The 23,940-nt window shown below is 48.2% G+C and carries 21 protein-coding genes; 5 read left to right on the forward strand and 16 right to left on the reverse strand.

Features of this window, described 5'->3' with window-relative positions; genetic code table 11:
* Positions 1-61 precede the first annotated feature (61 nt).
* Positions 62-1,288: a BREX system ATP-binding domain-containing protein gene (locus AWB54_RS12405; RefSeq protein ID WP_162839419.1), complete on the forward strand. Its 1,227-nt coding sequence runs from the start codon at positions 62-64 to the stop codon at positions 1,286-1,288.
* Complete coding sequence (locus AWB54_RS12410) at positions 1,285-2,499, forward strand: BREX system ATP-binding domain-containing protein (RefSeq protein WP_061214919.1); 1,215 nt, start codon at positions 1,285-1,287, stop codon at positions 2,497-2,499. Before AWB54_RS12405 ends, AWB54_RS12410 begins: the two co-directional genes overlap by 4 nt.
* A gap of 29 nt (positions 2,500-2,528) precedes the next feature.
* On the opposite strand, the gene AWB54_RS12415 is transcribed toward AWB54_RS12410, so the two are convergent.
* From AWB54_RS12415 to AWB54_RS12440, 6 genes are all read right to left on the reverse strand, one after another.
* A complete protein-coding gene (locus tag AWB54_RS12415) occupies positions 2,529-3,833 on the reverse strand; it encodes a pyrimidine-nucleoside phosphorylase (RefSeq protein WP_061214920.1) in 1,305 nt (434 codons plus the stop codon).
* Between the two features lie 18 nt (positions 3,834-3,851).
* Entirely contained in the window at positions 3,852-5,030 is a 1,179-nt protein-coding gene (locus AWB54_RS12420) for a phosphopentomutase (protein ID WP_082736206.1), read from the reverse strand.
* A gap of 59 nt (positions 5,031-5,089) precedes the next feature.
* Positions 5,090-5,980, reverse strand: coding sequence for a site-specific tyrosine recombinase XerD (gene xerD / locus AWB54_RS12425; RefSeq protein ID WP_061214960.1), 891 nt, complete (start codon positions 5,978-5,980; stop codon positions 5,090-5,092).
* 63 nt (positions 5,981-6,043) lie between these two features.
* Positions 6,044-6,310 carry a hypothetical protein gene (locus tag AWB54_RS12430; protein WP_061214921.1) on the reverse strand — a complete coding sequence of 89 codons (267 nt, stop codon included), beginning with the start codon at positions 6,308-6,310 and terminating at the stop codon, positions 6,044-6,046.
* Positions 6,311-6,354: 44 nt separating this feature from the next.
* The gene (gene spoIIM, locus AWB54_RS12435) at positions 6,355-6,966 is read right to left on the reverse strand and encodes a stage II sporulation protein M (RefSeq protein WP_061214922.1); all 612 of its coding nucleotides are present in this window, start codon (positions 6,964-6,966) and stop codon (positions 6,355-6,357) included.
* A 261-nt stretch (positions 6,967-7,227) separates the two neighbouring features.
* Positions 7,228-8,580 carry a putative manganese-dependent inorganic diphosphatase gene (locus tag AWB54_RS12440; protein ID WP_061214923.1) on the reverse strand — a complete coding sequence of 451 codons (1,353 nt, stop codon included), beginning with the start codon at positions 8,578-8,580 and terminating at the stop codon, positions 7,228-7,230.
* Positions 8,581-8,734: 154 nt separating this feature from the next.
* Here AWB54_RS12440 and AWB54_RS12445 point away from each other — a divergent pair, with 154 nt between their 5' ends.
* Both AWB54_RS12445 and AWB54_RS12450 read left to right on the forward strand, forming a co-directional pair.
* Complete coding sequence (locus AWB54_RS12445) at positions 8,735-13,063, forward strand: PAS domain S-box protein (protein WP_061214924.1); 4,329 nt, start codon at positions 8,735-8,737, stop codon at positions 13,061-13,063.
* A 43-nt stretch (positions 13,064-13,106) separates the two neighbouring features.
* Entirely contained in the window at positions 13,107-14,030 is a 924-nt protein-coding gene (locus AWB54_RS12450; RefSeq protein ID WP_061214925.1) for a GGDEF domain-containing response regulator, read from the forward strand.
* A 4-nt stretch (positions 14,031-14,034) separates the two neighbouring features.
* Here AWB54_RS12450 and AWB54_RS12455 read toward each other — a convergent pair whose 3' ends face one another.
* Genes AWB54_RS12455 through AWB54_RS12465 form a run of 3 tightly spaced genes read right to left on the reverse strand, consistent with a single transcriptional unit; the run spans position 14,035 to position 16,406 of the window.
* The gene (locus AWB54_RS12455) at positions 14,035-14,688 is read right to left on the reverse strand and encodes a hypothetical protein (protein WP_061214926.1); all 654 of its coding nucleotides are present in this window, start codon (positions 14,686-14,688) and stop codon (positions 14,035-14,037) included.
* Positions 14,654-15,832: an endonuclease Q family protein gene (locus AWB54_RS12460; RefSeq protein WP_061214927.1), complete on the reverse strand. Its 1,179-nt coding sequence runs from the start codon at positions 15,830-15,832 to the stop codon at positions 14,654-14,656. The genes AWB54_RS12455 and AWB54_RS12460 overlap by 35 nt, the downstream gene beginning before the upstream one ends.
* A 37-nt stretch (positions 15,833-15,869) precedes the next feature.
* Complete coding sequence (locus AWB54_RS12465; protein WP_061214928.1) at positions 15,870-16,406, reverse strand: NUDIX domain-containing protein; 537 nt, start codon at positions 16,404-16,406, stop codon at positions 15,870-15,872.
* Between the two features lie 62 nt (positions 16,407-16,468).
* On the opposite strand from AWB54_RS12465, the gene AWB54_RS16570 reads away from it, so the two are divergent.
* Complete coding sequence (locus tag AWB54_RS16570; protein WP_268873653.1) at positions 16,469-16,594, forward strand: hypothetical protein; 126 nt, start codon at positions 16,469-16,471, stop codon at positions 16,592-16,594.
* Positions 16,595-16,600: 6 nt separating this feature from the next.
* On the opposite strand, the gene AWB54_RS12470 is transcribed toward AWB54_RS16570, so the two are convergent.
* From AWB54_RS12470 to spo0A, 7 genes are all read right to left on the reverse strand, one after another.
* Positions 16,601-17,680: a DUF3866 family protein gene (locus AWB54_RS12470; RefSeq protein WP_061214929.1), complete on the reverse strand. Its 1,080-nt coding sequence runs from the start codon at positions 17,678-17,680 to the stop codon at positions 16,601-16,603.
* Between the two features lies 1 nt (position 17,681).
* A complete protein-coding gene (locus AWB54_RS12475; protein ID WP_061214930.1) occupies positions 17,682-18,809 on the reverse strand; it encodes a M20/M25/M40 family metallo-hydrolase in 1,128 nt (375 codons plus the stop codon).
* On the reverse strand, positions 18,784-19,653 hold the full coding sequence (locus tag AWB54_RS12480; RefSeq protein ID WP_235811184.1) for a hypothetical protein: 870 nt from the start codon (positions 19,651-19,653) through the stop codon (positions 18,784-18,786). The genes AWB54_RS12475 and AWB54_RS12480 overlap by 26 nt, the downstream gene beginning before the upstream one ends.
* Entirely contained in the window at positions 19,650-20,453 is an 804-nt protein-coding gene (locus AWB54_RS12485; RefSeq protein ID WP_061214931.1) for a glycosyltransferase family 2 protein, read from the reverse strand. The genes AWB54_RS12480 and AWB54_RS12485 overlap by 4 nt, the downstream gene beginning before the upstream one ends.
* A gap of 355 nt (positions 20,454-20,808) precedes the next feature.
* The gene (locus AWB54_RS12490; RefSeq protein WP_061214932.1) at positions 20,809-21,711 is read right to left on the reverse strand and encodes a copper transporter; all 903 of its coding nucleotides are present in this window, start codon (positions 21,709-21,711) and stop codon (positions 20,809-20,811) included.
* Positions 21,712-21,747: 36 nt separating this feature from the next.
* Complete coding sequence (steA, locus tag AWB54_RS12495; protein ID WP_061214933.1) at positions 21,748-22,869, reverse strand: putative cytokinetic ring protein SteA; 1,122 nt, start codon at positions 22,867-22,869, stop codon at positions 21,748-21,750.
* A gap of 215 nt (positions 22,870-23,084) precedes the next feature.
* Positions 23,085-23,891: a sporulation transcription factor Spo0A gene (gene spo0A, locus AWB54_RS12500; protein ID WP_061214934.1), complete on the reverse strand. Its 807-nt coding sequence runs from the start codon at positions 23,889-23,891 to the stop codon at positions 23,085-23,087.
* Positions 23,892-23,940: the final 49 nt, after the last annotated feature.

A 23,940-nucleotide genomic window follows, 5' to 3' on the forward strand; every position in this document is an offset into this window, starting at 1 on the left:
AAGCGTTGCGGTTCAGGCCGTTATGCCGTCCTCCAGGCCAAGCTTAAAAGGAGATGACGCATTGGACAACGATATCAAGTCAGCGCTGGCCTGTTTAAAAAAGGGACACTCTCCGGGCAAGCGTGAGTTCCTGCAGGAAATATCGGTGGGCACTGCTTTCATGCTGGATTTTTGGCGGGAAAAATACCTGGCTGAATACCTGGCGCGGGGCGGCAGCAAGATCAAGTTTCTGACCGGCCGCAGCGGAAGCGGGAAAACGCATTTCCTGGAAATGCTAGCCCTGGAGGCGGAAAATATGGGTTATATCCCGGTAAAGCTGTCCGCCCGGGAAGTATGGATTCATGATTTCAAAGAGATTTACAGTGCCGTCCTGCACCAGGTCAACCTGCTGGAGCGCTTAAAGCTCTGCAGTCATGAAATTATCCGGCAAGTGGGTTATGACCCTGAGGCCATCCCTCAGGATATGACCCTGGTGGATTATTTAGCCAGCCAGGGAAAGCTGGATCCCTTGACCAAACTGGAGATAAGGCAGCAACTGAATCAATTGTTTCTCTCCAACCCGCTCATTGACAACAATTTTGCTCTGGCCTGCGCCCTGCTGACCGGCAGTATAATGGGGCACCCTACCCTGGAGGAATCCAGCTGCCGCCTCTTGCAATTATGGCTGGAAGGGAACCGCGAAGCACGTCTTCCCTCTATCCGCCGTCTGGGCCTCTCTCCGAGCAAAGTGACCAAATACAATGCCCGCCATATGCTGCGTTCATTGGTGGAAATTTGTCGCCTGGCGGGTTACAAGGGGCTGATAATCTCTATCGATGAGCTGGATATTCTGGTGAGAAAAGATGATATGCCGGAACTTCGCTACACTCGCATGAAGCGTGAGGACGCCTATGAGAGTATTAGAGAGTTAATCGATGAAATCGACACCTTGAAATGCGTCATGTTTGTTTTTTCATTCGACCGGCGCTTGATGGATGATGATAGATGGGGGCTGAAGTCCTATCCTGCCCTATGGATGCGGATTCAAAACGAGATTGAAGGCGAGCGCTTTAACCGTTTTGCGGATATCGTAGACCTGGATCGCCTGGTCGATGAAGTCTATACACCAGATAAAATCGTGGAGATGTCCACCCGTCTGGCCAGATTGATAAACCGCTACGATGAAGGGGCCAGGCCGCTCAGCCTGAGCACTGCCGAGGAATTATACGCTCGGGCCCGCTTTGGCAAGGTATCTCTTCCCCGGCGGGTAATCCTGTCAACTTTACAGGGAGGAGTGGAGGAACAATGAATTTTGAAGCCCAGAGAGTAATTGAAGCCTTGCGTTCGGGGGTTTCTTCCCGGGCAGTAGGCCATTATTTTTCCTCGGCCCGGCCGGAATTGATGCGGCAGCTTTCCCGCGAATTGGACCGGGTCATGGAGAACGGGGATTCCAGCGGTATGGTCATAACCGGGCGCTATGGCGAAGGCAAAACCCATCTCCTGAACACCGTTGTTAACCTGGCCCACAACAACAACATGGTGGTCAGCCTGCTTTCTCTGAGCAAGGAAACGCCTTTTGATAAGCTCTACCTGGTTTACCAAAAAATGGTGTCCAATACCTACCTGCCCGGCAGGCTGCAGCCCGGATTTGAACAGCTGCTGCAGGATCTGACCCCCAACAGCCAGGCAGCCCAGGATATACTATCTTTTACCAGCAAACACCTGGAAACGGACAAGCTGTTCTTCGTATTCCGTTCCTATTTGCATGTAGATGACCCGGACGACAAATACTTGCTGCTGGCCGACCTGGAGGGTGACTTCATCAGTACTTCACGCCTCCGCCAGGTTTACAAGCGCATCTTCGGCCAGGCAGCTCGCTTTGCGACCCCTTTCACCAAGAGCAGGCACAGCACAGATTACTTCGCCATGTTAAGCCACCTGTTCAAGCTGCTGGGCTTCAACGGCTGGGTAATTCTCTTTGATGAGGGCGAGCTGGTGGGGCGCCTGGGTAAAAAAGCCCGGCTAAAAGCCTATTCAAATATGGCTTCTTTCCTCTTTCCGGAACAGTATTCGCACCTGGAATCAACTTTTTGCATCTTTGCCCTGACCGCTTCTTTTATAGAAGATGTAATCGAAGGCCGGCATGAGTATGAAAACCTGAACAGCGTCTATGTCGAACGCAGTGAAAGAGAACCGGTGGAAAAGGTTCTCAACTCTATCAAGACCGCAGCGCAATTACAGGCCCTTAGTCCGGCGGAGATTAAGGTAGTGCTGGAACAACTGCGGGATTTTCACGCTCAGGCCTATGATTGGCCTGCCAACCTGGACATTGAGCAAGTGCTTAAAGCCACAGAAACCCGGGGTTATTTGCTGAGAACCAGAATCCGTGCCGCCGTGGAACTGCTGGATCAGCTGTACCAGTATGGACAGGCCGGGGATATCCGAATCAATGAACTGGGAGAGCCGCAATATCTGGAAGATGAGCTGCCGGCTCTGGATGACTGCCTCCTGGAAAGCTGAGAAGGTATTCGAAAAAAATAATCCCGGCGCTAACTGATGAGCTGAATAATCAAGGGGCTTTTCTCCGGGGCCTGTTCACTGAAGCGGTAGGCCCGCAAGAGTTGTCTCCGGGCTGTTTCCAAGCGACCGGGGTCATTGGCATGGATTAGCGCCAGGGTATCCCCGGCTTCTACCAGGTCTCCCGGTTTTTTTAACAACTCAATACCTACAGCGTGATCGATTATATCTCTCACTTGTTCTCTCCCCGCTCCCAGAAGCATGGCGGCCTGCCCCACTTCCAGCGCATTGAGATGCTCTACATAAGCTCGCTGGCCCGCCGTAATCTTCTCCTTAATCGCAGCTTCCGGGAGCCCGTAGTGGGGAAGGGAATAGTTCAGTTTCCCTCCCTGGGCCTCTACCATCTGTTTCCAGCTGACCAGGCCCAAACCACTTTTCAAAGCAGACCGGGCCAGTTCCCGTGCCTCATTAATACTGCTGGCCTTTTCCCCCAGAAATATCATCTGCGCCGCCAGCTCCAGCGACAATTCTTCCAGATCGGGAGGTCCCTGCCCTTTCAGAGTATCAATAGCTTCTTTAACCTCCAGGGCATTGCCCACCGCATTTCCCAGGGGTTGATCCATATTGCTGAGCAGAGCCACAACCTTGCGGCCTGCTCCCCGGCCAATATCAATCATGATTCGAGCCAGCTGAGCAGCTTTCTCGTAACTTTTCATAAAGGCGCCGCTGCCCACTTTAACATCCAGTACTATTCCCTCTGCCCCGGAAGCGATTTTTTTGCTCATTATGCTGGAGGCTATCAAAGGCAGGCTGTCTATGGTTGCGGTCACATCCCGGATGGCATAAAGCCTTTTGTCAGCCGGCACCAGGTTGCCGCTCTGGGAAACCACCGCCGCCTTAATCTGACTTACCTGCTGCAAGAAAGCCGGGTGAGCCATTTCCACTTTAAATCCAGTAATAGACTCAAATTTATCGATGGTTCCCCCGGTATGGCCCAGGCCCCGCCCGGACATTTTAGCCACGGGTACACCGGCTGCCGCCACCAGCGGAATAACTACCAGGGTGGTTTTGTCTCCCACCCCACCTGTGCTGTGCTTGTCCACTTTGACCCCTTCCACTGCGGAAAGCTCTATCACTTCGCCGGAATAGGCCATGGCCAGAGCCAAATCCCGGGTCTCCCCCGGGCTCATGCCTTGAAAATATACCGCCATAGCCCAGGCGGAAATCTGGTAGTCGGGAATAGTACCAACAGCAATACCCCGGACTAGAAATTCTATTTCATCCCGGCTCAAATCTTTACCATCGCGTTTTTTTTCGATAATGTAGGACATCTTCATTTTAACAGCTTCTCCTTATTAGACTAAACCCCTTATCAAAGGATAGAAACTCTTTCCGGCCAGCCCGGAAGCCGGCACCCCTATATGTTCCGCTATGCTCTGTCCCAAATCGGCAAAACTCTCCCTGATCCCCAGGTCAACTCCAGGACGGCACTCCCTTCCATAAACCAGGACCGGCACCATTTCCCGGGAATGGTCGGTGCTGGGGGTAGTGGGGTCGCAGCCATGGTCGGCGCTAATAAAGAGGAGATCGCCCGGCTTCAGGGCAGACATAATATTGGACAGTTCAGCGTCAAATTCCTCCAGGGCCCGAGCATAGCCTTCAACATCGTTACGGTGTCCATATACCTGGTCAAAATCCAGCAGATTGGCAAATATCAGGCCTGACGATTCTTCTTTTATCGCCGCGATTATAAGCTCTATTCCCTGACGGTTGCTTTTGCTGGGACGGCTTTCACTCACTCCCCGGCCGGCAAAAAGGTCATAAATCTTGCCGATAGCTATGACCTGCTGTCCTGCTTCTATTATCGCGTCCAGTATGCTGCGTTCCGGAGCCAGAGAAAAATCATGGCGATTGGGGGTACGCTGAAAAGCTCCGGGATGACCGGTAAAGGGGCGGGCAATGACCCGGCCTACCGCGTTTTCTCCGGCCAGCATCTCCCGGGCCGTGTGGCAGATGGCATAAAGCTCAGCCAGCGGGATAAGCTCCTCATGAGCGGCCACCTGAAAAACGCTGTCGGCTGAGGTATAAACGATGGGACAAGCAGTTTTCATATGTTCCGGCCCCAGGCGCTCTATTATCTCGGTTCCAGAGGCCACTACATTGCCCAGGGTCTTCCGCTGTATTCTTCTTTCAAATTCCTCAATCAAATCAGGGGGAAAGGCATGGGGATAGGTGGGAAAGGGATATTTTAATACCTGTCCCATCATCTCCCAATGACCGGTGGTACTATCCTTGCCTGGTGATTTTTCCTTCATTTTGCCATAGGCGCCAAGAGCTTGCTGGACAGGCTTCACCCCGGGTATTTCATCCAGGTTGCCCAAACCCAGGCTCTGCATGCGGGGGAGCTCCAGCCCTCCTACCGCCCGGGCCGTATTAACGATGGTATTGCTGCCCTGGTCCCCATAAAGACTGCTATCTTCCATTTCCCCAATGCCGGCGCTGTCTAAAACTATTAATATAGCTCTCCTGGTCAAAACTGCTCTACCTCCTGTAGTTCGGGTTCTCCGTAGGTCTGGAACCTCATGCAGGCCGACTAGGCTCGGGGATGATACTGCTGGTAGACCTCGCGCAGCCTGCTTTTCGTCAGGTGGGTGTATATCTGGGTGGTAGAAATATCGGCATGACCCAGCATTTCCTGAACCGCTCTGAGATCGGCTCCATTTTCCAACAAATGAGTGGCGAAGGAATGTCTCAAAGTATGGGGAGTCACTTCCTTTTCCAGTTCAGCTTTCCCAACATAATTCTCCAATATTTTAAAAAAACCTTGCCGGCTCAAGGGGCGGCCCCGGGCATTTAAGAAAAGCGTTCTCTCCAGAGAATTTTTTACCAACGAATTACGAACTCGGGCCAGATAACGATTTACCCATTCGATGGAAGTCTGGTTTACCGGTATAATCCTCTCTTTGCGGCCTTTGCCCATACAACGTAAAAAACCGGCCGTAGGGTTGAGGTCTTCCACCTGTAGAGACAGGAGCTCCGAAACCCTTATCCCGGTTCCATACATCAACTCCAGCATGGCCCTATCCCTGATTCCCAGCGGCACAACCGGATTGGGCTGTTCCATTAGCTTATCCACTTCTTCGATAGACAAAACCTGGGGCAGTTTGCGTTTTATTTTGGGAGTCTCCAAATCGCTGCTGGGGTTTTTCTCCAGCTCCCCTTCCAGTATCAGGAACTTATAATAGCTCTTGATACTGGAAAGGCTGCGGGCAATGCTGGAATGAGCTGCTCCCTGATCCAACTGCCAGGAAAGGAAAGCCATAATATCATGCTTGCTAATATTCTGCGGACATAAAGCCCGGGAATTCTCTCGCAAAAACTCTTGGAATTTCAACAGATCCCGCTTATAGGCAATACGGGAATTGGCCGCCAGGCCCTTTTCAAAATTAAGATAAGCCATAAAATCCTCTATGGAATTCTGCATAAGCTTGCTCCCAGTTTTTCTAATGTTTTTTGTTTTTGACATACTCGCCCTGTTTTCCTGCTTTCACTCCTTCTCCTCATAATAAAAGTTTTGCAATTTGAAAACAAATTGATCCATTACCTTTTCAAACCTGGTACTTTGTTTGTTCTTCTCCACCCGCATGGGGTTACCGCTGGGGTGCTCTTCCTTAAACCAGTTGCCCAAAGCAGGAACCTGCTTATGCAGTATCCCAGTCATGGTCGGAACGGCCAGAGCAAAGGCGAGGATAAAAACAAGCAAAATCAAGAAGTTGAGAATCTTTTTTTTCCAGTTATTTATAACGACAATCACAGATTTTTCACCTCCAGAAAATATTATTGAGGTCCGCTTTTTCTTCAGACCAGGAGCTGCAACAACCAGGGTGATAGATAAGCTTCGATAAAGGCCCCGAGTAAAAAAACCAGGATGAAAAGCAGCATCAATATACTGTAAGCTATCAAAGCTGTTCCCAGGGGTAAGTAACTGTTGTTTCTGCCTTTTAGTATATATAGCGAAGCATTGACTGCCACTACCGCCCATATTAAAAGAAAAGGTATATAGACGATGTTCTGGGGAAGAACGGCAATAAAACTCAGAATAATACCAGCACCGGCCTTTTCCTGGAATAAAAAACTTAGGGTGAATCCCAGAGAAATGCCCCGTAAAAATATCACCGCCAGAATCAAGGGAAAGCCAATTACCGTAAGACCAAGAAACCATATCACCAGAATAGTTTTGCTCTGATGAAGAAAGGCGCTGCAAAAGATGCTGGCTCCATCAAGATTGCCCTCCATCCCCCCTTTCAAATACTTATCTATCATCTGCAGCAGGTGGCTTCTTACTCCCCCATCCAGGCTGGATACTTTGTAGCTTCCCACAACAATACCGCTTAAAAAGATAAGTAATATGAGCAAATATTGCCAGCGGTTATCCCTGATATGTTGTTTTATCCGCTGTTTCAAATACATAGCCGTCTCCTTTTGCCGGTTTTAGGGGCTCCTCTTTTTTTGAGCTCATAGCTTTTGGCAGCGGATTTTTCACCGGCCTTTAGAAAAAGATATTTATTTTTGCTTCACTTTATGCAGAAAAGAAAAAGACCTGGAAATTATTCCAGGTTCTGACAAGGCAAGAATAGCTGCGGGCAATTTGAAAAATTCATTCTTCATTGCTCAATTTTATTAACTGAGTTTGTCACTGAGCATAAGGGTCCCCGGCATTTCTACACACATCTAGAGGAGATTTTGCTGGCGCAGGGCTTCGTATATAACCGGTACCACCTGTTTCTTACGCGACATAACCCCCTGCAGGAATATCTCCCCTTCTTCACTGTGCAAACCAAAAGCCCGCTCAACCAGAGAGCTTTTCTCCCCGGCAAAGAGCAATTCGGTTCCCTCTTCCAGAATACCGGTGACCATCAAGCATATAAAAGCATAGGCTTTGCGCTCGCATATCTCCTGCATGCTCTTCAAGAGGGAGGCTTTACGCCGGGAGAAGCTGGCCAGGTCAACCGTTTCAATCTGCGAAATAGCAAAGATAAGTTCTTCACTGCTGTACTCCTTGAGGTCTTCGTATATCAATTCCTCATCATCCCGTTTATCCAGCTGATGGCTGTTTTCAAATATGGCTTTGCCCCAGCTCAAGGGCTCCAATCCTGATATATCCTGCAGTTTAGCGGCAATACTCAAATCCTTGCCGGTAGTGGTAGGTGATTTGAAAAGCATGGTATCACTAAGTATTCCCGAGAGCAGCAATCCGGCCAGGTTTTTGGAGAGCGCCAGTTTCATGCTGATAAACTTTTCCGCCACCAAGGTGGAGGTGGAACCAACCGGTTCGTTGTGAAAGTATATGGGCGATATGGTCTGTAGATCGCCCACCCGGTGATGATCCACTATCTCCAATATTTCTGCTTCTTCCACCCCGTCAACTGCCTGTTTCTTTTCGTTATGGTCCACCAGTATGAGCTTCTTGCGCCGCATATTCAAAAGGTGGTAGCGGGAAATAATCCCTAAAAAACGATTTTCTTCGTCTACTACGGGGTAATTTCTGAACCGGGTGGAAAGCATGAGCTTGCGGGCTTCTTCTGCGGCCTCATCCTTTTCAAAAAGGATTAAATCCCGGGTTTTCATTATGTCGGTGACTTTTCTATCCAGCAATTTCCCGAGTATTCCCGGAGTTTCCGCCAGATCTCCCATATCCAGCAGGCTGTTCATAAAGAGCATGGCCATGTCACCGATGGTAATCAGACCCAGCAGTCTCTCCTTTTCATCAACCACGGGAACGGTCTTCAGTTCCTGCCGGCGCAAGATATTGCTGAGCTCCATCAGGTTCATATCCCGGCATACGCAAAAAGGCTCCTTCTCATCCAAAAGGTCTTCTACCGTGGTCTTCACGTTCTTTATATGCAGGGGCGGGGCAAAATCAAAAGCCTCTAATACGAAATCTATTTCATCGCTCATTTCTCCCGCCATCGCCGCCAGGTACAGCCCCTGGTCTGTGGCTTCCTTATATTCCCGGTAGGCTATGGCGGCAGCAACGGCATCTATATCCGGGTTTTTATGGCCTATCACATAAATCGCTTTCACTCCAAAATACCTCCCTTGCTTTAAGTTTAGCCTGTTTTTGCCATATTAATGCCTTGCACTTTTTTTATCGCTATAAAGGGTTTTTAGAATAAATACAAAATTATAAATATCATGAACAAATAACTAGCACAGGTATATGGAGGAGGGATTACTGATGACAGACGGTTTCAGCATAAACGAGATGAAAGCTAATTTTGACACTTTGTTTAATACCTTAGAGGATTATTTATTTATTATAGATGAAAATGGCAAAACTGTATATGCCAATAAAGCAGTTATCGAAAAACTGGGTTATAGCCCGGAAGAATTAGAGGGAATGAGACTACTTCTTTTGCATCCGCCGGAAAGAAGGGATGAAGCCGCCAATATATTTGCCAGTATGATAGCCGGGAAACGCGATCATTGTCCTATTCCTCTCTATACTAAAGGAGGCAGCTGCATACCGGTTGAAACCAAAGTTGTGAGGGGGCAGTGGCAGGGGACCCCCGTCTTTTTTACTATCAGTAAAGATATATCACAGATAAGCCAGGCTAATGCCAGGTTTTCCAAAGCCTTTTCTATTAATCCGGCACTTATGGCTATCAGCAAGATTGACAGTGGTGAGCTTATTGATGTAAACGAAAGTTATCTTAGAAGGTTGGAGTATAGTAGGGACGAGGTAATCGGCAAAACCTCAAGTGAGCTTGGGATTATACCGTTTGCCGAGAGAGATTTACTCATAAAAGAACTTTACCAGCAGGGCTATATACATAATAAGGAATTAACCCTTAGTACAAAAAACGCTAGCGAATTATATGTTATTTTTTCGGTCGAATATATAGAAACCGACGATCAGGTCTACCTTTTAACGGTAATGGTGGATATCACCGGAAGGAAGATAGCCGAAGAACTTTTAAAGGAAAGTGAAGATCGCTGGTCTTCAGCCCTGGAGTGCAGTGGGAACGGGGTTTGGGATTGGGATGCGGTAACTAATCAGGTATTCTTTTCCCGGGAATGGAAAAGCATGTTGGGTTATGAAGAATACGAGATCGGGGACTCCCTGCAGGAATGGCAAAGCCGGGTTCACCCGGAGGATTGGGAACGGATCCAGGTAGAACTGCAAAAACACTTTGATGGCCAGACACCGGTTTACGGGAGTGAACATCGTCTGCGTACCCGGGATGGCAGCTACAAATGGATTCTGGACCGGGGAAAGGTGATTAAGCGTGATGAAGAAGGCCAAGTTCTGCGGGTTATCGGCACCCATACCGACATTACCGAGATAAAGAAAGTTCAGGAAGACTTGAGCCGTACTCGGGGACAGCTAAAAGCCATTTTGGATAACCTGCCTTTTTTAGCCTGGTTTAAAGATAAAGAAGGACATCATATAGAGGTAAACCGGTTTTTTGAAATATCCTGTGGCTTAACACGCGATGAAATAATTGGTAAGACCGACCTGGATATATGGCCCCGGGAATTTGCTTTAAAATATATGGAAGATGACCGAGAAGTAATGGCTAGCAAAAAACAAATCAATAAAGAGGAGCGGTTGCAGGATAAAGCCGGAGGTATATGGTTTAGTACCTTTAAAACCCCGGTGTTTGACCAGAAGGGCAATGTGATAGGAACTACGGGAATTACCCGGGATATTACCGAGAGTAGTAGATTAGAACATGAGCTGATAGAGCAGCGGACCTTCTTAAAATCATTGATTGATGCCATTCCTGACCTTATATTTTACAAAGATATAAACAATATATACCTGGGTTGTAACCATGCCTTTGCTCACAGGTTTATTGGTCTAGCCGAAGAAGAAATAGTGGGCAGAACTGATTTGGATTTTGTTAAAGATAAGGAGCTGGCCCGCTTTTTTATGCAAAAAGACAGGGAAATGCTGCTATCGGGTGAGACCCGTATGAACGAAGAAACTATAACCCTGGTTGACGGCTCCATAATGGAATTGGAGACGGTAAAAACACCCTTTTACAAAGACGGAACCATAGCCGGGCTGATTGGAGTATCCCGGGATATAACCAAGCGTAAAATAGCCCAAAACCAGCTGCTTATAAAACAAAAAATACTATCCAACATTGCTGCCGCTACCAATGAACTATTAATAAATAGTGATTACTATGAAGCTATTAATAAATGCCTGGCTTTGCTGGGTGAGGCTACCGGAGTAGATCGGGTCTATATGTTTGAAAACCATTATGAAGATAATAAGGCCTGTACCAGCTATAAAATGGAATGGAACTCCGGTATTTTCCCAGCCCAAATAAACAATCCCAGACTGCGGAATATCCCCTTCGAGCAGATAGCGAATTTTTTAGAACCGCTAATGCGGAATGAAGCAATTATTGGAAGGGTACAAGAATTCAAGGATGGATTGGATAAAGAACTCCTGTTAGAACAAGGAATCATATCAATACTGGCTTTACCCATCTTTGTAGGAGGAGTTTTATGGGGTTTTGTCGGTTTTGATGAATGCAAGGAGGAAAGAAACTGGAGTGAAGACGAATTTTCCATTTTGAAGGCTTTCAGCAATTCTATTGCTGAAGCCATCGAACGCAGTCAAATGGAACAAAAACTGGCCCAGGCTAAAGAAGCAGCTGAATCTGCCAACCACGCCAAATCCTTATTTTTAGCGAATATGTCCCATGAGATTCGCACTCCTATGAACGGCATATTGGGGTTCCTGGAACTCCTGGGGGAAACTGAACTATCGACTGAACAGCAAGACTATGTGCAGGAGGCACATAGAGCCTCGGAAATCCTACTTTATCTTATTAATGATATCCTGGATTTCTCTAAAATTGAAGCTGGTAAACTGACCATGGAAGAAATCCCCTTCCGGGTTAGAACGGTAGTGGAAGACGCTGTTTCCCTGCAGGCTCCAAAGGCCAGAGAAAAAGGCCTGGAGATGCATACCCTGATCAAATCCAATGTACCAGATGAGGTAGTGGGTGACCCGGCCCGGCTGCGTCAAATCTTAAATAACCTGCTTAGCAATGCGGTTAAATTTACCCATACCGGTGAAATCCTGGTAATTGCGGAAACGATAACTGAAACTGCGGAGCAGGTGGAAATCGCTTTTGAAGTTTGTGATAGCGGTATTGGTATTGCCGCGGAGGACATGGAAAAACTTTTTCAACCTTTTACCCAGGCGGATGCCTCCACCACCAGGAAATATGGGGGTACCGGTCTGGGTCTGGCGATTTCCTATGAATTGGTGCGCTTAATGAAAGGAACCATGCAGGTAAAGAGTAAATTAGGCCATGGATCAAAGTTTTACTTCACTGCTTGCTTTAAACCAGGTCTGCATAAGGATAGCCTGGATTTTGAACCTGCAGAGCTTACGGGTGCCCGGGTACTAGTTGTGGATGATAACAGCAGTAACCGCAAAATCATACGGACTTATCTAGAAGATGCGCAATGCCTGGTTGAGGAGAGCGATAGTGCCGAAAAGGCCATCACTATCCTCCTATCTACAGCCGCTAAAAAATCCTTTGATGTAGTAATTGTAGATTTTCAAATGCCTGTTATGAATGGATATGAGCTGGCCGCCGCCCTTAAGGCCATACCTTCCACCCGAGCTATACATTTGATTATGCTTACTTCGGCCGCCCAGAGGGGGGATGCCAACCGGGCTAAAGAATATGGTTTTAGCGCTTACCTGACCAAGCCCGTAAAAAGAGACGAACTGCTCAAATGCGTTTCTATAGTCCTGGGTTTAAAGGCAGAAACCTCCCTGGGTGATTCAATCATCACCCGTTATACGATCAAGGAAAATCCGGTTTCTGCCCATCCCAGGTTTCTTCTGGTCGAAGATAACGAAATGAACCAGAAAATAATTATTAAAATGTTAGAAAAGAAAGGTATGTACTGTGATCTGGCCAGCAGTGGAGCCGAAGCATTAAAAGCCCTGCAGCAAAAAGATTATGACATGGTTTTTATGGATTGTCAGATGCCAGAGATGGACGGATATGAAACTACTGCCAGGATTAGACAAATGGAGGGAGAAGAACGGCATACTGTCATTGTTGCTATGACTGCCAACGCCATGGAGGGAGACCGGGAGAAATGTTTGCAGGCAGGTATGGACGATTACATCAGTAAACCGGTTGATTTCCAGCTGCTGTTTAATATTATTGAACACTACGCTGCCGGGCAGCAAGAGTCTGTCAGCGAGATCGCAGCCATGTTGGAGGAAAGCTTGAGCAGCTTTATGGCTGAGACCGGATTATCTGAGAGAGATAGCCGGGAGCTTTATGATAAATTATGGTCAACCCTGCCAGGGGTATTGGAAGAATTGCAAAATGCCGTGACCAACGATGACTATAAAAAGGTCCGCAGCCTGGCTCATCAATTAAAAGGTTCTTCCGGCACTCTGCGCATACAAAAGCTTTATGAACTATTTTTGGATCTGGAACAGAAAGCGATTGCGGAAGATACAGCAGCATCTGTTGATACTTTGCAGTTTATCAAGCGTCTGGTCAAGAGTTAAATATCCAGCAACTTTTAGAATTAAATATGGAAGGGCGAAAATTATGCGAGTATTGCTTGCTGATGATGATTTGATTTCCCGCGCTGTAGTAAAGGCCCTATTATCAAAATGGGGTTATGAGGTGCTGGAAGTAGGGGATGGCATTCAGGCCTGGGATATCCTTAAAGAAAAGGATTCGCCTCAACTGGTCCTGCTGGACTGGATGATGCCAGGGATAGATGGATTGGAATTATGCCGCCGTTTGCGTCAATTAGATAATAATACCTATCACTATATTATTTTGCTCACCGGGCGGGATAGTAAGGAAGATATTATTGGAGGGCTTAATGCCGGGGCTGATGATTATATTACCAAACCCTTTATGCCCGAGGAATTAGAAGTGCGCTTACGGGTAGGCAAACGTATCCTGGATTTACAGCAGTCACTGAACGAAGCGTTGGAGGTCCAGCGTTATCAGGCCCAACACGATCTCTTAACCGGAATATTTAATCATGCAAAGATACTTAATATACTGGAAAAAGAACTTTACCGCGCCAGGCGGCAAAATAGCAACCTGGCCATAATTATGGGAGACCTGGATCATTTTAAGAAAGTAAATGACACTTATGGCCATGTGGCTGGTGATGCCGTACTGGCAGAAGTTGCCCGGCGGATGAAAAATAATATTCGTCTCTATGATTCCGTTGGTCGTTATGGAGGCGAGGAGTTTCTCCTGGTTCTTCCCGGCTGTAGTACAGAAGAAGCCATAATAATAGCGAATCGTATCCTGGAAAGTATCAGCCAGGAGGCGGTGATGTTTAATAGCACCCCCATTGCAGTAACCATCAGCCTCGGTGTAGCCATGAAAGCAGTCGGTGATGAAAAAACTACGACTGCTGAGCTGGTTCAGTTAGCCGATGCCGCTCTCTATAAGGCCAAACAAAATGGCCGCAACCGGGTGGAACAGGCAGCAGAACCGTCCCCATGATATATTATAGAAAGAGGTTGGCAATGAACTGTGCAGCCAGGACATCTTCCAGGGAATTGCGGCTGGCGGCCACCACAGCTATCCCCTGGTCAGTCTCCTGCAGCATCTTCAATGCCCGGCTGACCGCCGTCAGGGCTGGTTCCATTCCTTTCTGCTTCAGGGTTCTGGCTACGGTTCCTACGGTAAGACGGCGGCTTTCCTGGAAAGCGGCATCAAAAGCCACCCCCCCCGTATCAGTTACCGCCACTACTACCCGGTCCTTCATATCCACCAGCCGGGGGGTTTCCGCTCCGATATTGGGAACCACGGCTTCGATCACGCCTCCTCCCTTTTCAATTCCGCTTATCACTCTCTGACAGCGGCCCCGACGCTCTTCCTCCGTTCCCACCCGGGGTTCAGCCACCAGAATAATGCCCCGGCCCTTTTCCCGGGCCAGGCGGCTGGCTTCCTGGCCGATCTCTTCCGGAGCCACCTTTACCGGAGCCCGGGTAAAGTCAGGACTGCAGCCCAGAACGGCTGCAGCTCCGGCGTCCAGAGCGCTTTCCAGAGTGGTCGACATATCAATCACATCGACAATTATGAGGAGCAAACCCTCGCGGGCAGCCTGTACGGCACCACTGGCATCACTGCTTACGATTATTCTTTTGGACTTTACCATAACGGCCTCCACCTCCGGGAGATATATCCAGGCGGCCTTTTCGCATCTCAATAATCAGAGCGGCCACCCTTTCACCGGCAATTTTACTTATATCATCCTGATTGGCATTTTCGCATATATCTATTTCACTGCCCAGCCCGGCGCGCAGTTTTTCCAGGGTTTTGGGTCCAATCCCGGGCAATTTCTGCAAAGGCACCCGGTAATAGTAGGGGGCTCGGCCCAGCGGTTGCCGGGGTTCGCTGTAGTCCCTGATGGACACGATGCGGTCATAAACCCCGTTCACTAAATTCTCGCTGCCACAATTAGCGCAGGCTTGAACCGGGGGAGCCTCCGCAGCAATACGCTCACACTTCAGGCAGAAGCTGCGGTGATACTTGCCCATCAAGGGATCCATACCATAGTTGGCCAGAACCCGGCGTCCCTCATAGTTTTCCAGACAATACCTGAATTCCGCAAAGTTTTTCTGTTTCATACGCAAAAGATTATATTCCCGTCCGATATTGGCCAGGGAATGGGCATCTGAATTGGACAGGAAAGTAAAACCGCTGGTTTCAGCGATCATGTCGGCCATCAAGCTATCTGCACTTAGGCCCAATTCCAGAACCTTCACCTGAGTCAAATCACGCCCCATTTTATCGGCCAGGCTATCGGTCCAAAAACCATAAGCTCCTTTATGGGGAGTAAAGGCATGGGCCGGACAGAAAATTCCCTCCAGGAGATAACTCAGGTTGAGCAGGTCAATCGCAGTAGCATCAGCCTTCTGGGTGGACAGAGTCATATTCCTCACCCGGGAGCGCAGGTACTTCTGCAGCGATTTGATGCTATGCAAAAAGGGAAGGAATATTATCCAATGCACTCCTTCCCTGCTTTCTATTTCCGCTCCGGCTATCATCAGTACTCCATTCGCAGCCAGAAATCCCCCCTGGGGCTGTTCCTCCAGCTCACCATGGAGCAGCATTTCTTCTATTTCCGCCGCTACCAGAGTACTGCCGGCATCAACAATACCCACCATATCCAGCCCTTTGTGGGGAGCTTCCTGAAATAGAATATTCTTTACGGTAAGTTCCCGGGAGGCGGTAATTTTTATAGCCCGGCCTTGCGAGCGGCCTATATGAATATGCAAATCAGCAAATATTTCCCGCAATTTTTAATCCCTTCTTAACAAGCCTTTGCTCAAATTTTCAGCAACCCAATAACCGGCAGGCATATTGTATGCCTATTATGCTCTTGCCATCAATGATCTCTCCGCTAAAAATCATCTCATAGGCCTCTTTCAGCGGGACTTTTTTCACTTCCAGGAATTCATCCCGATCTAAACTGCTTTCTCCCAGGCTCAGGCCCTGAGCCATAAACAAAAAGAGCTTTTCATCACAAAAACCGGGGGCGCTATGATAGCTCAGTATTTCCTGCCATTCTGCGGCCTGCAGCCCGGTTTCCTCCTCCAGCTCCCGGCGGGCACATTCGAGCGGTTCTTCGTTTTCTTCCAAAGTTCCCGCCGGTATCTCCAGCAAAACCCTTTCCAGGGCCTTGCGGTACTGCCGCACCATCCATAGATTGTTTTCCTTATCTATAGCTACAATACCTACCGCCCCGGAGTGTTCCACTATTTCGCGGCTACTCTCACTGCCATCGGGCAGAAGGACCTGATCCACCCTGACCTTTATAATGCGTCCCTGGAATATCTCCCGGGAAGCCAGAGTCTTTTCTTCCAAATCCATGAGCTTCTCCTCCCGCATATTTTACCTAATCCCGGCATAAACTGCCAGGGAGGTGATAATTCATGAGTATAAGCGTAGGCAAAAACACTATAGTATTTTCCGGTAAGTTTGGGGAGCTCCTGGCTCTATTAAAGGCCTACCCCCCGGATACCCGTTTGCAAGATTTCATTCGCCTGCACCTGCATTGAGCCGAGTTACTCCTGCCGGTACAAACGCAAGGCTGCTTGAGCAGCCGCCCCCAGGGCCAGGAAAAATTCCTTTTCTTCCTCCACCCCCCGGCCCATGGTGCTGGCCTTAAAGCTGCCGTTATTAAGCAAATCAAGAATTCCCGGTTCATTTTCGACAGTAAAATGGTATTTATCCAACAACCCGGCCTCTCTGACTTGCGTCCATAAAAAATCCATTTTTTCTTCTTCCAACAAGGGTAAGGGTACCAGAGCCTTAACCCGGCAAACTCGGGAAAGAACCGTCAGGGTATGATGGCTTATTCCTTGATGTCGCTTTCTCTTATCCGCAAAACTAATGCGGGGTACGGCTACCGGCCTGCCCTCCAGCGCTTCAACCGCATTCAGGATTTCCCCCTGCTCTATTCCCGTGAAGCCCCATTTGGTTCCGGTTCCTACTATTCCCGGTCCCATGCCTACGATTATAATATCAGCCTGCAATATATGGCGAGCGGCCAAAAGCCCGGAGTATATGTTTACGGCTTCCAGGTCGCCTCCGAAAGCGTGTCCCACACTTAGCGCAGCCTGCAGCAGGCCCTCCCTTTTTAAATAATCCACCACCTGGCTGAAAGCCAGCGGCAAGGCTGCCCCATCGGTCATAATATAGGCCAGCCTGAGCTCTTTATCCTTTTCCTTTAGTTGCAAACACAAAGGAAGAAGCATGGAATGCAGGCTGGACACCAGTACCGGAGTGTTCTCCAGGCTATCTGCTTCCTGCATCACCTGGTGAAAAGGGCTGGCTTCTTCCTCCACGCTTAGAACTTTAAGCTGCATAGGAGTATAACGCAATTTCATTATATGCCCGCCTGGGGCCAATTCCCGGTTCCGTCCCGGCAAGCTGGCAATAACATAATGATAGCCGCCGCTGCCCAGTTCCAGTTCAACCGCCGTGGTATTTACCAGCACTTCATCTCCCGGCAGAACCTCCCCCACCAGCTCCGGATATACTATAGAGCGGGCTTCTTCGCCGTCAATAGAAATTATATAGCCTTTAATTCCCGGGCGGGTAAAGAGCTCCTTCAGTATTTTCCCCCGCTTTATGGCAATCATTTTATTCTCCTATCCTGGCAGCTTCCTCAATTATGCCCAGTACCCAGCGAGCATCATTGACCAAATCTTCAATACTGATATGTTCATTACAGGTATGTACGGCCCGCATCCCTACGCCCAGATTGGCGCAGCGAATTCCCTGCCCGTTTATTATACTGGCATCACTACCGCCACCGGTACTGAGTAAACGAGGCTTAAGGCCGATATTACGGGCAGCCCGGGCCGCCAGTTGAACCACTTCTTCGCTCTCTTCCAGCCTGATCTCCGGGTAGAGAGATCTCACTGCAACCTCGGCCTTTCCTCCCCTTTTTTCCACTTCCGCTATAAAAATGTCTTTAAGCTCAGTGCTTAGAAGGTCCAGCTTTTCCCGCCTCAAGCTCCTAGCCTCGCCTTTTACCCGGCAGAATTCAGCTACTATATTGCGGGCGGTTCCCCCTTCTATTCCTCCGAAATTACAGGTAGTCTCATCATCGATGCGACCGCAGGGCATAGCGGCCAGAGCATGGGCTACCAGCTGTATGGCATTTATGCCATCTTCAGGGTTTATGCCCGCATGGGCAGCGCGGCCAAAAGCCGTATATTCCATTTCATTCTGGCAGGGAGATTGGATAATAATAGCACCCGGCTTGTCACCGGCATCCAGAACATAGGCTATTTTTGATTTAAGCTGCTTAAAATCGAAGGCTTTGGCTCCTTTCAGGCCCTGTTCCTCACTTACGGTGAAAAGGAATTCCAAAGGGGGATGGGATATTCCCTTTTCCTTTAAAATATCAAATACTTCCAGCAAAACGGCTATGGCCGCTTTATCATCCGACCCCAAAATGGTATCGCCCTTACTTCTGATAAAACCGTCTTCATCGACTACGGCCTTAACCCCGATTCCGGGCTCTACCGTATCCATATGAGCGGCGAATAAAAGCGTAGGACCCTCCATGGTCCCCGGGATTTGCAGCAGAAGATTGCCGGAATCGCCCCCCAGTTCTTGTCCGGCCTCATCTTCCACCAGCGTCAGCCCTCGCTGCTGAAACCATTGCTGGAGCAAATCCCTTACGGCAGATTCCCGTCCGGATACGGAAGCCGTCTCCACCAGGCGGATAAAGATGTCAACCAGTCTTTTCACTTTTACCATCACTCTTCCCCCTTCCCCATTGGTCTATTTTTCGTAGTACAGCCACTTTTTCTATAATCCGCGTTAACGAGTACTTTTCGGTGATAAGGTGCATAAATATCAGAAAGAATAAAACTCCGACTTTAAAGCTGAGAGGCAGGCTGCCGGCAGCCATAAATCCCAGGGCCAAACCCAGCACATTGGAGCCACTGTCGCCCATCATAGCAAGGGCTTTAAGGTCGAAATGCAGATAATAGAGAGTAGCTCCCAATAAAGGAGCTATTAGAATCCAGTTGATTTTCCAACTGGCCAAGAAAGCCAGCAAGATAAAGAAAAAGAAAAACCCTTTGACCGCTCGTCCCGGCCGTAAATCCAAAAGGTTTAACATATTGGCGAATAGAGCCATAATTAGTGTATTCACTATAATATCCGGCCAGCCTGAAGCCAGGGATAAAGCTAAAAAAAGGGCAATTAATGCTCCACCTGCCGCCTTCAAGCCCCCGGTAGTCATTCTTCCATGTAACAGGGCACCCAAATGGCCTTTAAAACCCAGCGTATCTCTTTGACCCAGCATATCATCTGCAAAACCCAGTAGAGAAATAGCAAATATGCCCATAAGAAAAAGGAAGTATACTTCCTGCTTTACCGGCTGCGCATATAGAGGAGCAAAAAGCAGGATTATAGTATAAATCAGCAGAAGGGCCAGGGGGAAACTGATACCGGCACTGACCGGGATATCCAATCCCTGGTAGTTCTTCCTGGTGGCAGCGCTTTCCTGCAACAGGCGAAGCAGGTAATGGAGTATCAGTCCTTCTGCGAGTACACCGGCCACTGCAGCCAGACCGGCTACAAGCCAAATATTCAAATGCCCTTCCTCCTCAAATCGCCAATTACCCTTAGAACATCCCAAAACTGCCGGCCCCGGTGTAAAAAGCCTTTCCAATCGCGGCCGCTTTCATTGTGGCTCATGGTAGTCGGAACTTCTAGCAATTTAAAACCCTGCAAGAGAGCATTTACACTCATTCCCAGCTCTACCCCATAACCTTCATTAAATGGAGTAACCGCCTGCAACACTTCCCGGGTCATAGCCCTTTGCCCGCTAAGCGGCGCTCTGGCCTCCATTTTCCCAACCTTCCTTATTAGCCAGGCCGCCGTTCCTTTAACCAGGCCAAAACCTCCTTTTTTCTTAGGAGGAGGAAATGAAGCAATACTGAGGTCAGCCATTCCTTTAGCCACCGGTTCTATTAGCCGGCTGGCCTGGCTGGCTGACGCCCCCAGATCGGCATCCAGAAAAACCACAATATCTGCAGCCTTTCCCTCTAGCTGGGGGGGCAGAAGATTGGCAGAAGAATCTGCAGTATGCTCCCGGGTGGAAAGCTGGGGTACAAATCCCAACTCCATTGCTTCGGCGGATAGTGACGGCTCCCGCTGTTCAATGTTCAAAAAAGGCAAGACCGCATTCATAGCCCCACCTTTGCCCCGGTTGGGGTATAGCTCCAGAACTTCTACTCCTTCTTCACGTGCCCGGGAAGCGGTGGCATCGGTTGAGCCATCACTGACTACAATAACCCGGCTAATTCCGGGAATAGACTTCACCGCCTGCAGGGTTTCCCCGATCCGTTCTTCTTCATTATAAGCAGGAATCACTACCGTGATATTTTTCATCGGAACTACCTCATATCGAATCGATGGTTGAACGATGGTTGAACAATAGTCTAACAATCGCTAAACTACCGTTCCCAACGTCTGACGCCCAATGACTGACGACTTTTCTTACTAACCCCCCATGGCCGCAACCTTAATAGTGACACCCGCAGGGTGGAACACCAGGAGTACCCGCAGGGTGAGGGCCACAACCACTGATGGAAATACTTTAGGGTATTGTCAGGCGATGTAAGCTTATTTTCTTACTGCCCCCCATAATGCAGCTGTTTGCCAGGCAAAAGAACCGTCCGCATGCCTGCCTATGCCTGCGCCCATGCCTACACCGGCATCTTCCGATTTCCGTCTTCCGCTACTACTACCTCTGTTGTTTATTCACTGATTCTACCGGTAGTGAGGGCATAAACTTCTTGGCGGTGACTTTGATACCATAATCACCGGGTTCACCCTCCATGGCATAAACCAGAGATATCTGCCCCGGACTCAGATCAACATTGTCAATAGTGCTGATTTTATCTTTCTGGTATTCTTCCATATAGGAATAGGTAACTTTGGAGTTTTCTACCCCAAATATTTTTAAACCTTGCTGAGCCAGCGACTCAATCAAGGTATGGTCAAAACTGGCCGCAAAAAATCCGGCCAGGTTATTGGTGCCTCCCAATAATACTATCCCATTAAGGGGCATGGTATTACTCCCACTGAACTTCAACAAATCATTTTCCTGTAAAAAGCTTATTACCCCGGAGTCGGCTTTATCCGTTATAACTGCGGCCACACTGGCGGCTACATACTGCCTTAAGACATCGGGGGAAACCTCTTTATCCAGGCCATAGAACTCCTGTACCCGTTGGCGCAAGTTCGCTTCATCCAGGCTGATATTGGACAAAATAACAGATTTGGAAACCACATTGGCTCCGGCAATAGACAGGGCATTCAGCATACCGGCCGGTATGTCACTGCCCCCGGTGACTACCAGGGCCACCTGGTATCCGGTCAGGTGTTCCTTCACCAGTGGAGGAAGCAAGGCCTGGCTGTAGTTCTCATAATTGGAGATGATCTGGTCTTTATACTGGTTGGAGGCTGACAACTCGCTTTCTCTTTCCCGCAGGGAATAAAACTGTCCCTCCAGGCGATCAATCATTTTCTTTTGCTGATCCACGAGCAGGTTATCCCCCACTATGGTACTGCCTATGAGTATGCCCAGTCCCAATGCTAAAAAAACGGCTACAATAGAAGCAATATGATATCTCAGATCAATCAATGCTCACACACCCCAAACAGAATTATTAATACTACCTCATATATTAAAAAGAATCTTAAGTTGCAGGAGGATGAGACGCAAAAATGGCCTGGTTGCTGGGGAAACGGCCAATATTACCGTAATTGGAATCAGTGCGGCCACCAGCAACTGCAGCAGGTATTTGCTGGGCAGGTGTTGCTTATATAACTGGCTTACTCCTCGGGCATCAACCAGTATGGAACCTACTTTTAAGCGTACCAAAAAAGTACTGCCCATACCTTTACGCCCTTTTTCCAGAAAATCAATCATATTGGAGTGGCTGCCCACAGCTACAATAAGGCTGGCACCATACTCCCAGGCCAGTATCATGGCTACATCTTCACTGGTGCCGGGCATAGGAAAGGTTTTGGCCTTAAGACCCATGGATTCGATCCTATCCAAGCCGGGAGCGGTTCCATCAGCATAGGCATGTACCACTATTTCCGCCCCGCTGCTTAATGCCCGATCCGAGACACTATCCATATCACCTACAATCAAATCCGGCTTAAGCCCAAACTCCAGGAGCGCATCAGCTCCTCCGTCTACCCCGATTAAGACCGGCTGTTCCTCCTGAATATACGAGCTTATCGTTCTCAGGTCTTCTTTATAACTGCTTCCCCGCACCACTATCAGAACATGACGATTAAGCATATAGGTATCCAGAACCGGCACATCGATATTACCAATCAAGAGATCCTTTTCTTTCTTGGCATATTCCATGGTGTTATCGACAAAATGATCCAGCTCCAGCTGGATGTTCTGGTGAGCTTCTTTGAGCTTCAGCCTTACATCTTCCAGGCTCAGTTCTTTTCCTTCGGCAATTACGGTTTTTCCCCAAAACACCTGGTTTCCCCTGATCTCTATGAGAACACCTTCGCGGAGCTGGGAAAAAATATTCTCCCCTACCTCATCTAATACCGGTATGCCCGCTTTTAGAATCTTGTAGACTCCTTTGGCCGGGTAACGCCCCGTAATGGAAGCCTGGGTATTTATAATAGCCTGCGGCCGGGCATCGATGAGGGAATTAGCGGCCACTTCATCTATGTCATCGTGGTCGATAATAGCAATATCGCTCTTTTTCAATCGTTTTACCAGGTTTTTGGTACGCCGGTCCATCCGGGCGCGTCCTTTGGCTAACATTATTCACCTCAGGTTTTAGCAGGCTTATAAAAGCCTGTAATATAGGGTTTTCACATATCAGTTAAAGAATCCTACGAAAACTATATTATCATATAGTGTAATTAATTAAAAATACTACTCCCGGCTGATAAGAGGACGAAAAGCAGCGCCCTAAAGAAAATGCCTCTCATTTAGTATTAGCATAAATGAGAGGCATTTCTTTCAGGCAACTTCCTTTAGCTTACTTTGTTTTCCAGCCGCAAGCGATCAGCAATTATGGCAATAAACTCTGAATTGGTCGGTTTCCCTTTCTCTCCACTTACCGTGTAGCCAAAGAACTTGTTTATTTTGTCCAGGTCACCGCGATCCCAGGCCAGCTCTATAGCATGGCGAATAGCTCTTTCCACCCGGCTGGGGGTAGTATCATATTTCTGGGCAATAGTAGGATATAATTCTTTGGTAACTGCTCCCAGATAATTGATTTCCGCAACCACCAGCATGATAGCATCACGCAAATACTGATAACCTTTTACATGGGCAGGTACCCCTATTTCATGAATAACTTTGGTTACCTCGATTTCCATATCTTTACCTGCTCCCGATCTACTACTGACTACAGAGCTTCCCGCATTCCTATTCTCAACCCGGGGCGGTACATCACGAACCAGCTGTTTAACCCGGTCGCCTAAAACCTGCAAATTGAAGGGTTTTAGTATGTAATAATCAGCTCCCAGTTGAACTGCCTTCTGGGTTATGTTCTCCTGCCCAAAAGCAGTCAGTATGATTATCCGGGGGCGCGGTTCAATATTCAATTCATTGATTTTTTCCAAAACTCCGATACCGTCCATATAAGGCATTATGAGATCCAGAATTAAAACTTCAATCGGAGTCTTTTCAATAATCTCCAAAACCTCAGTGCCATTATTACAGATGCCCACTATTTCAAAATCGGAATCGTTATTGAAATAGTCCCTGAGTATTCCACAAAATTCACGGTTATCATCGGCAATGAGAATCTTTATCCGATTTGCTTCACTAAACATACAGATTAATTCCTCCTCATCTCTTAATATCTATTGTTTAATGCTTTTC

This window comes from Syntrophomonas wolfei subsp. methylbutyratica (genome assembly GCF_001570625.1).
GTDB classification, from domain to species: Bacteria; Bacillota; Syntrophomonadia; order Syntrophomonadales; family Syntrophomonadaceae; genus Syntrophomonas; species Syntrophomonas methylbutyratica.

Coding starts and splice junctions, on each gene's coding strand:
- xerD (WP_061214960.1), bottom strand. CDS start 5,980: ATGCAGAATTCCATAGAGGATTTTATGGCTTATCTTAATTTTGAAAAG.
- spoIIM (WP_061214922.1), bottom strand. CDS start 6,966: ATGTATTTGAAACAGCGGATAAAACAACATATCAGGGATAACCGCTGG.
- AWB54_RS12450 (WP_061214925.1), top strand. CDS start 13,107: ATGCGAGTATTGCTTGCTGATGATGATTTGATTTCCCGCGCTGTAGTA.
- steA (WP_061214933.1), bottom strand. CDS start 22,869: ATGTTAGCCAAAGGACGCGCCCGGATGGACCGGCGTACCAAAAACCTG.
- AWB54_RS12410 (WP_061214919.1), top strand. CDS start 1,285: ATGAATTTTGAAGCCCAGAGAGTAATTGAAGCCTTGCGTTCGGGGGTT.
- spo0A (WP_061214934.1), bottom strand. CDS start 23,891: ATGTTTAGTGAAGCAAATCGGATAAAGATTCTCATTGCCGATGATAAC.
- AWB54_RS12455 (WP_061214926.1), bottom strand. CDS start 14,688: ATGGTAAAGTCCAAAAGAATAATCGTAAGCAGTGATGCCAGTGGTGCC.
- AWB54_RS12415 (WP_061214920.1), bottom strand. CDS start 3,833: ATGAAGATGTCCTACATTATCGAAAAAAAACGCGATGGTAAAGATTTG.
- AWB54_RS12470 (WP_061214929.1), bottom strand. CDS start 17,680: ATGATTGCCATAAAGCGGGGGAAAATACTGAAGGAGCTCTTTACCCGC.
- AWB54_RS12485 (WP_061214931.1), bottom strand. CDS start 20,453: ATGAAAAATATCACGGTAGTGATTCCTGCTTATAATGAAGAAGAACGG.
- AWB54_RS12465 (WP_061214928.1), bottom strand. CDS start 16,406: ATGGATTTGGAAGAAAAGACTCTGGCTTCCCGGGAGATATTCCAGGGA.
- AWB54_RS16570 (WP_268873653.1), top strand. CDS start 16,469: ATGAGTATAAGCGTAGGCAAAAACACTATAGTATTTTCCGGTAAGTTT.
- AWB54_RS12445 (WP_061214924.1), top strand. CDS start 8,735: ATGACAGACGGTTTCAGCATAAACGAGATGAAAGCTAATTTTGACACT.
- AWB54_RS12475 (WP_061214930.1), bottom strand. CDS start 18,809: ATGGTAAAAGTGAAAAGACTGGTTGACATCTTTATCCGCCTGGTGGAG.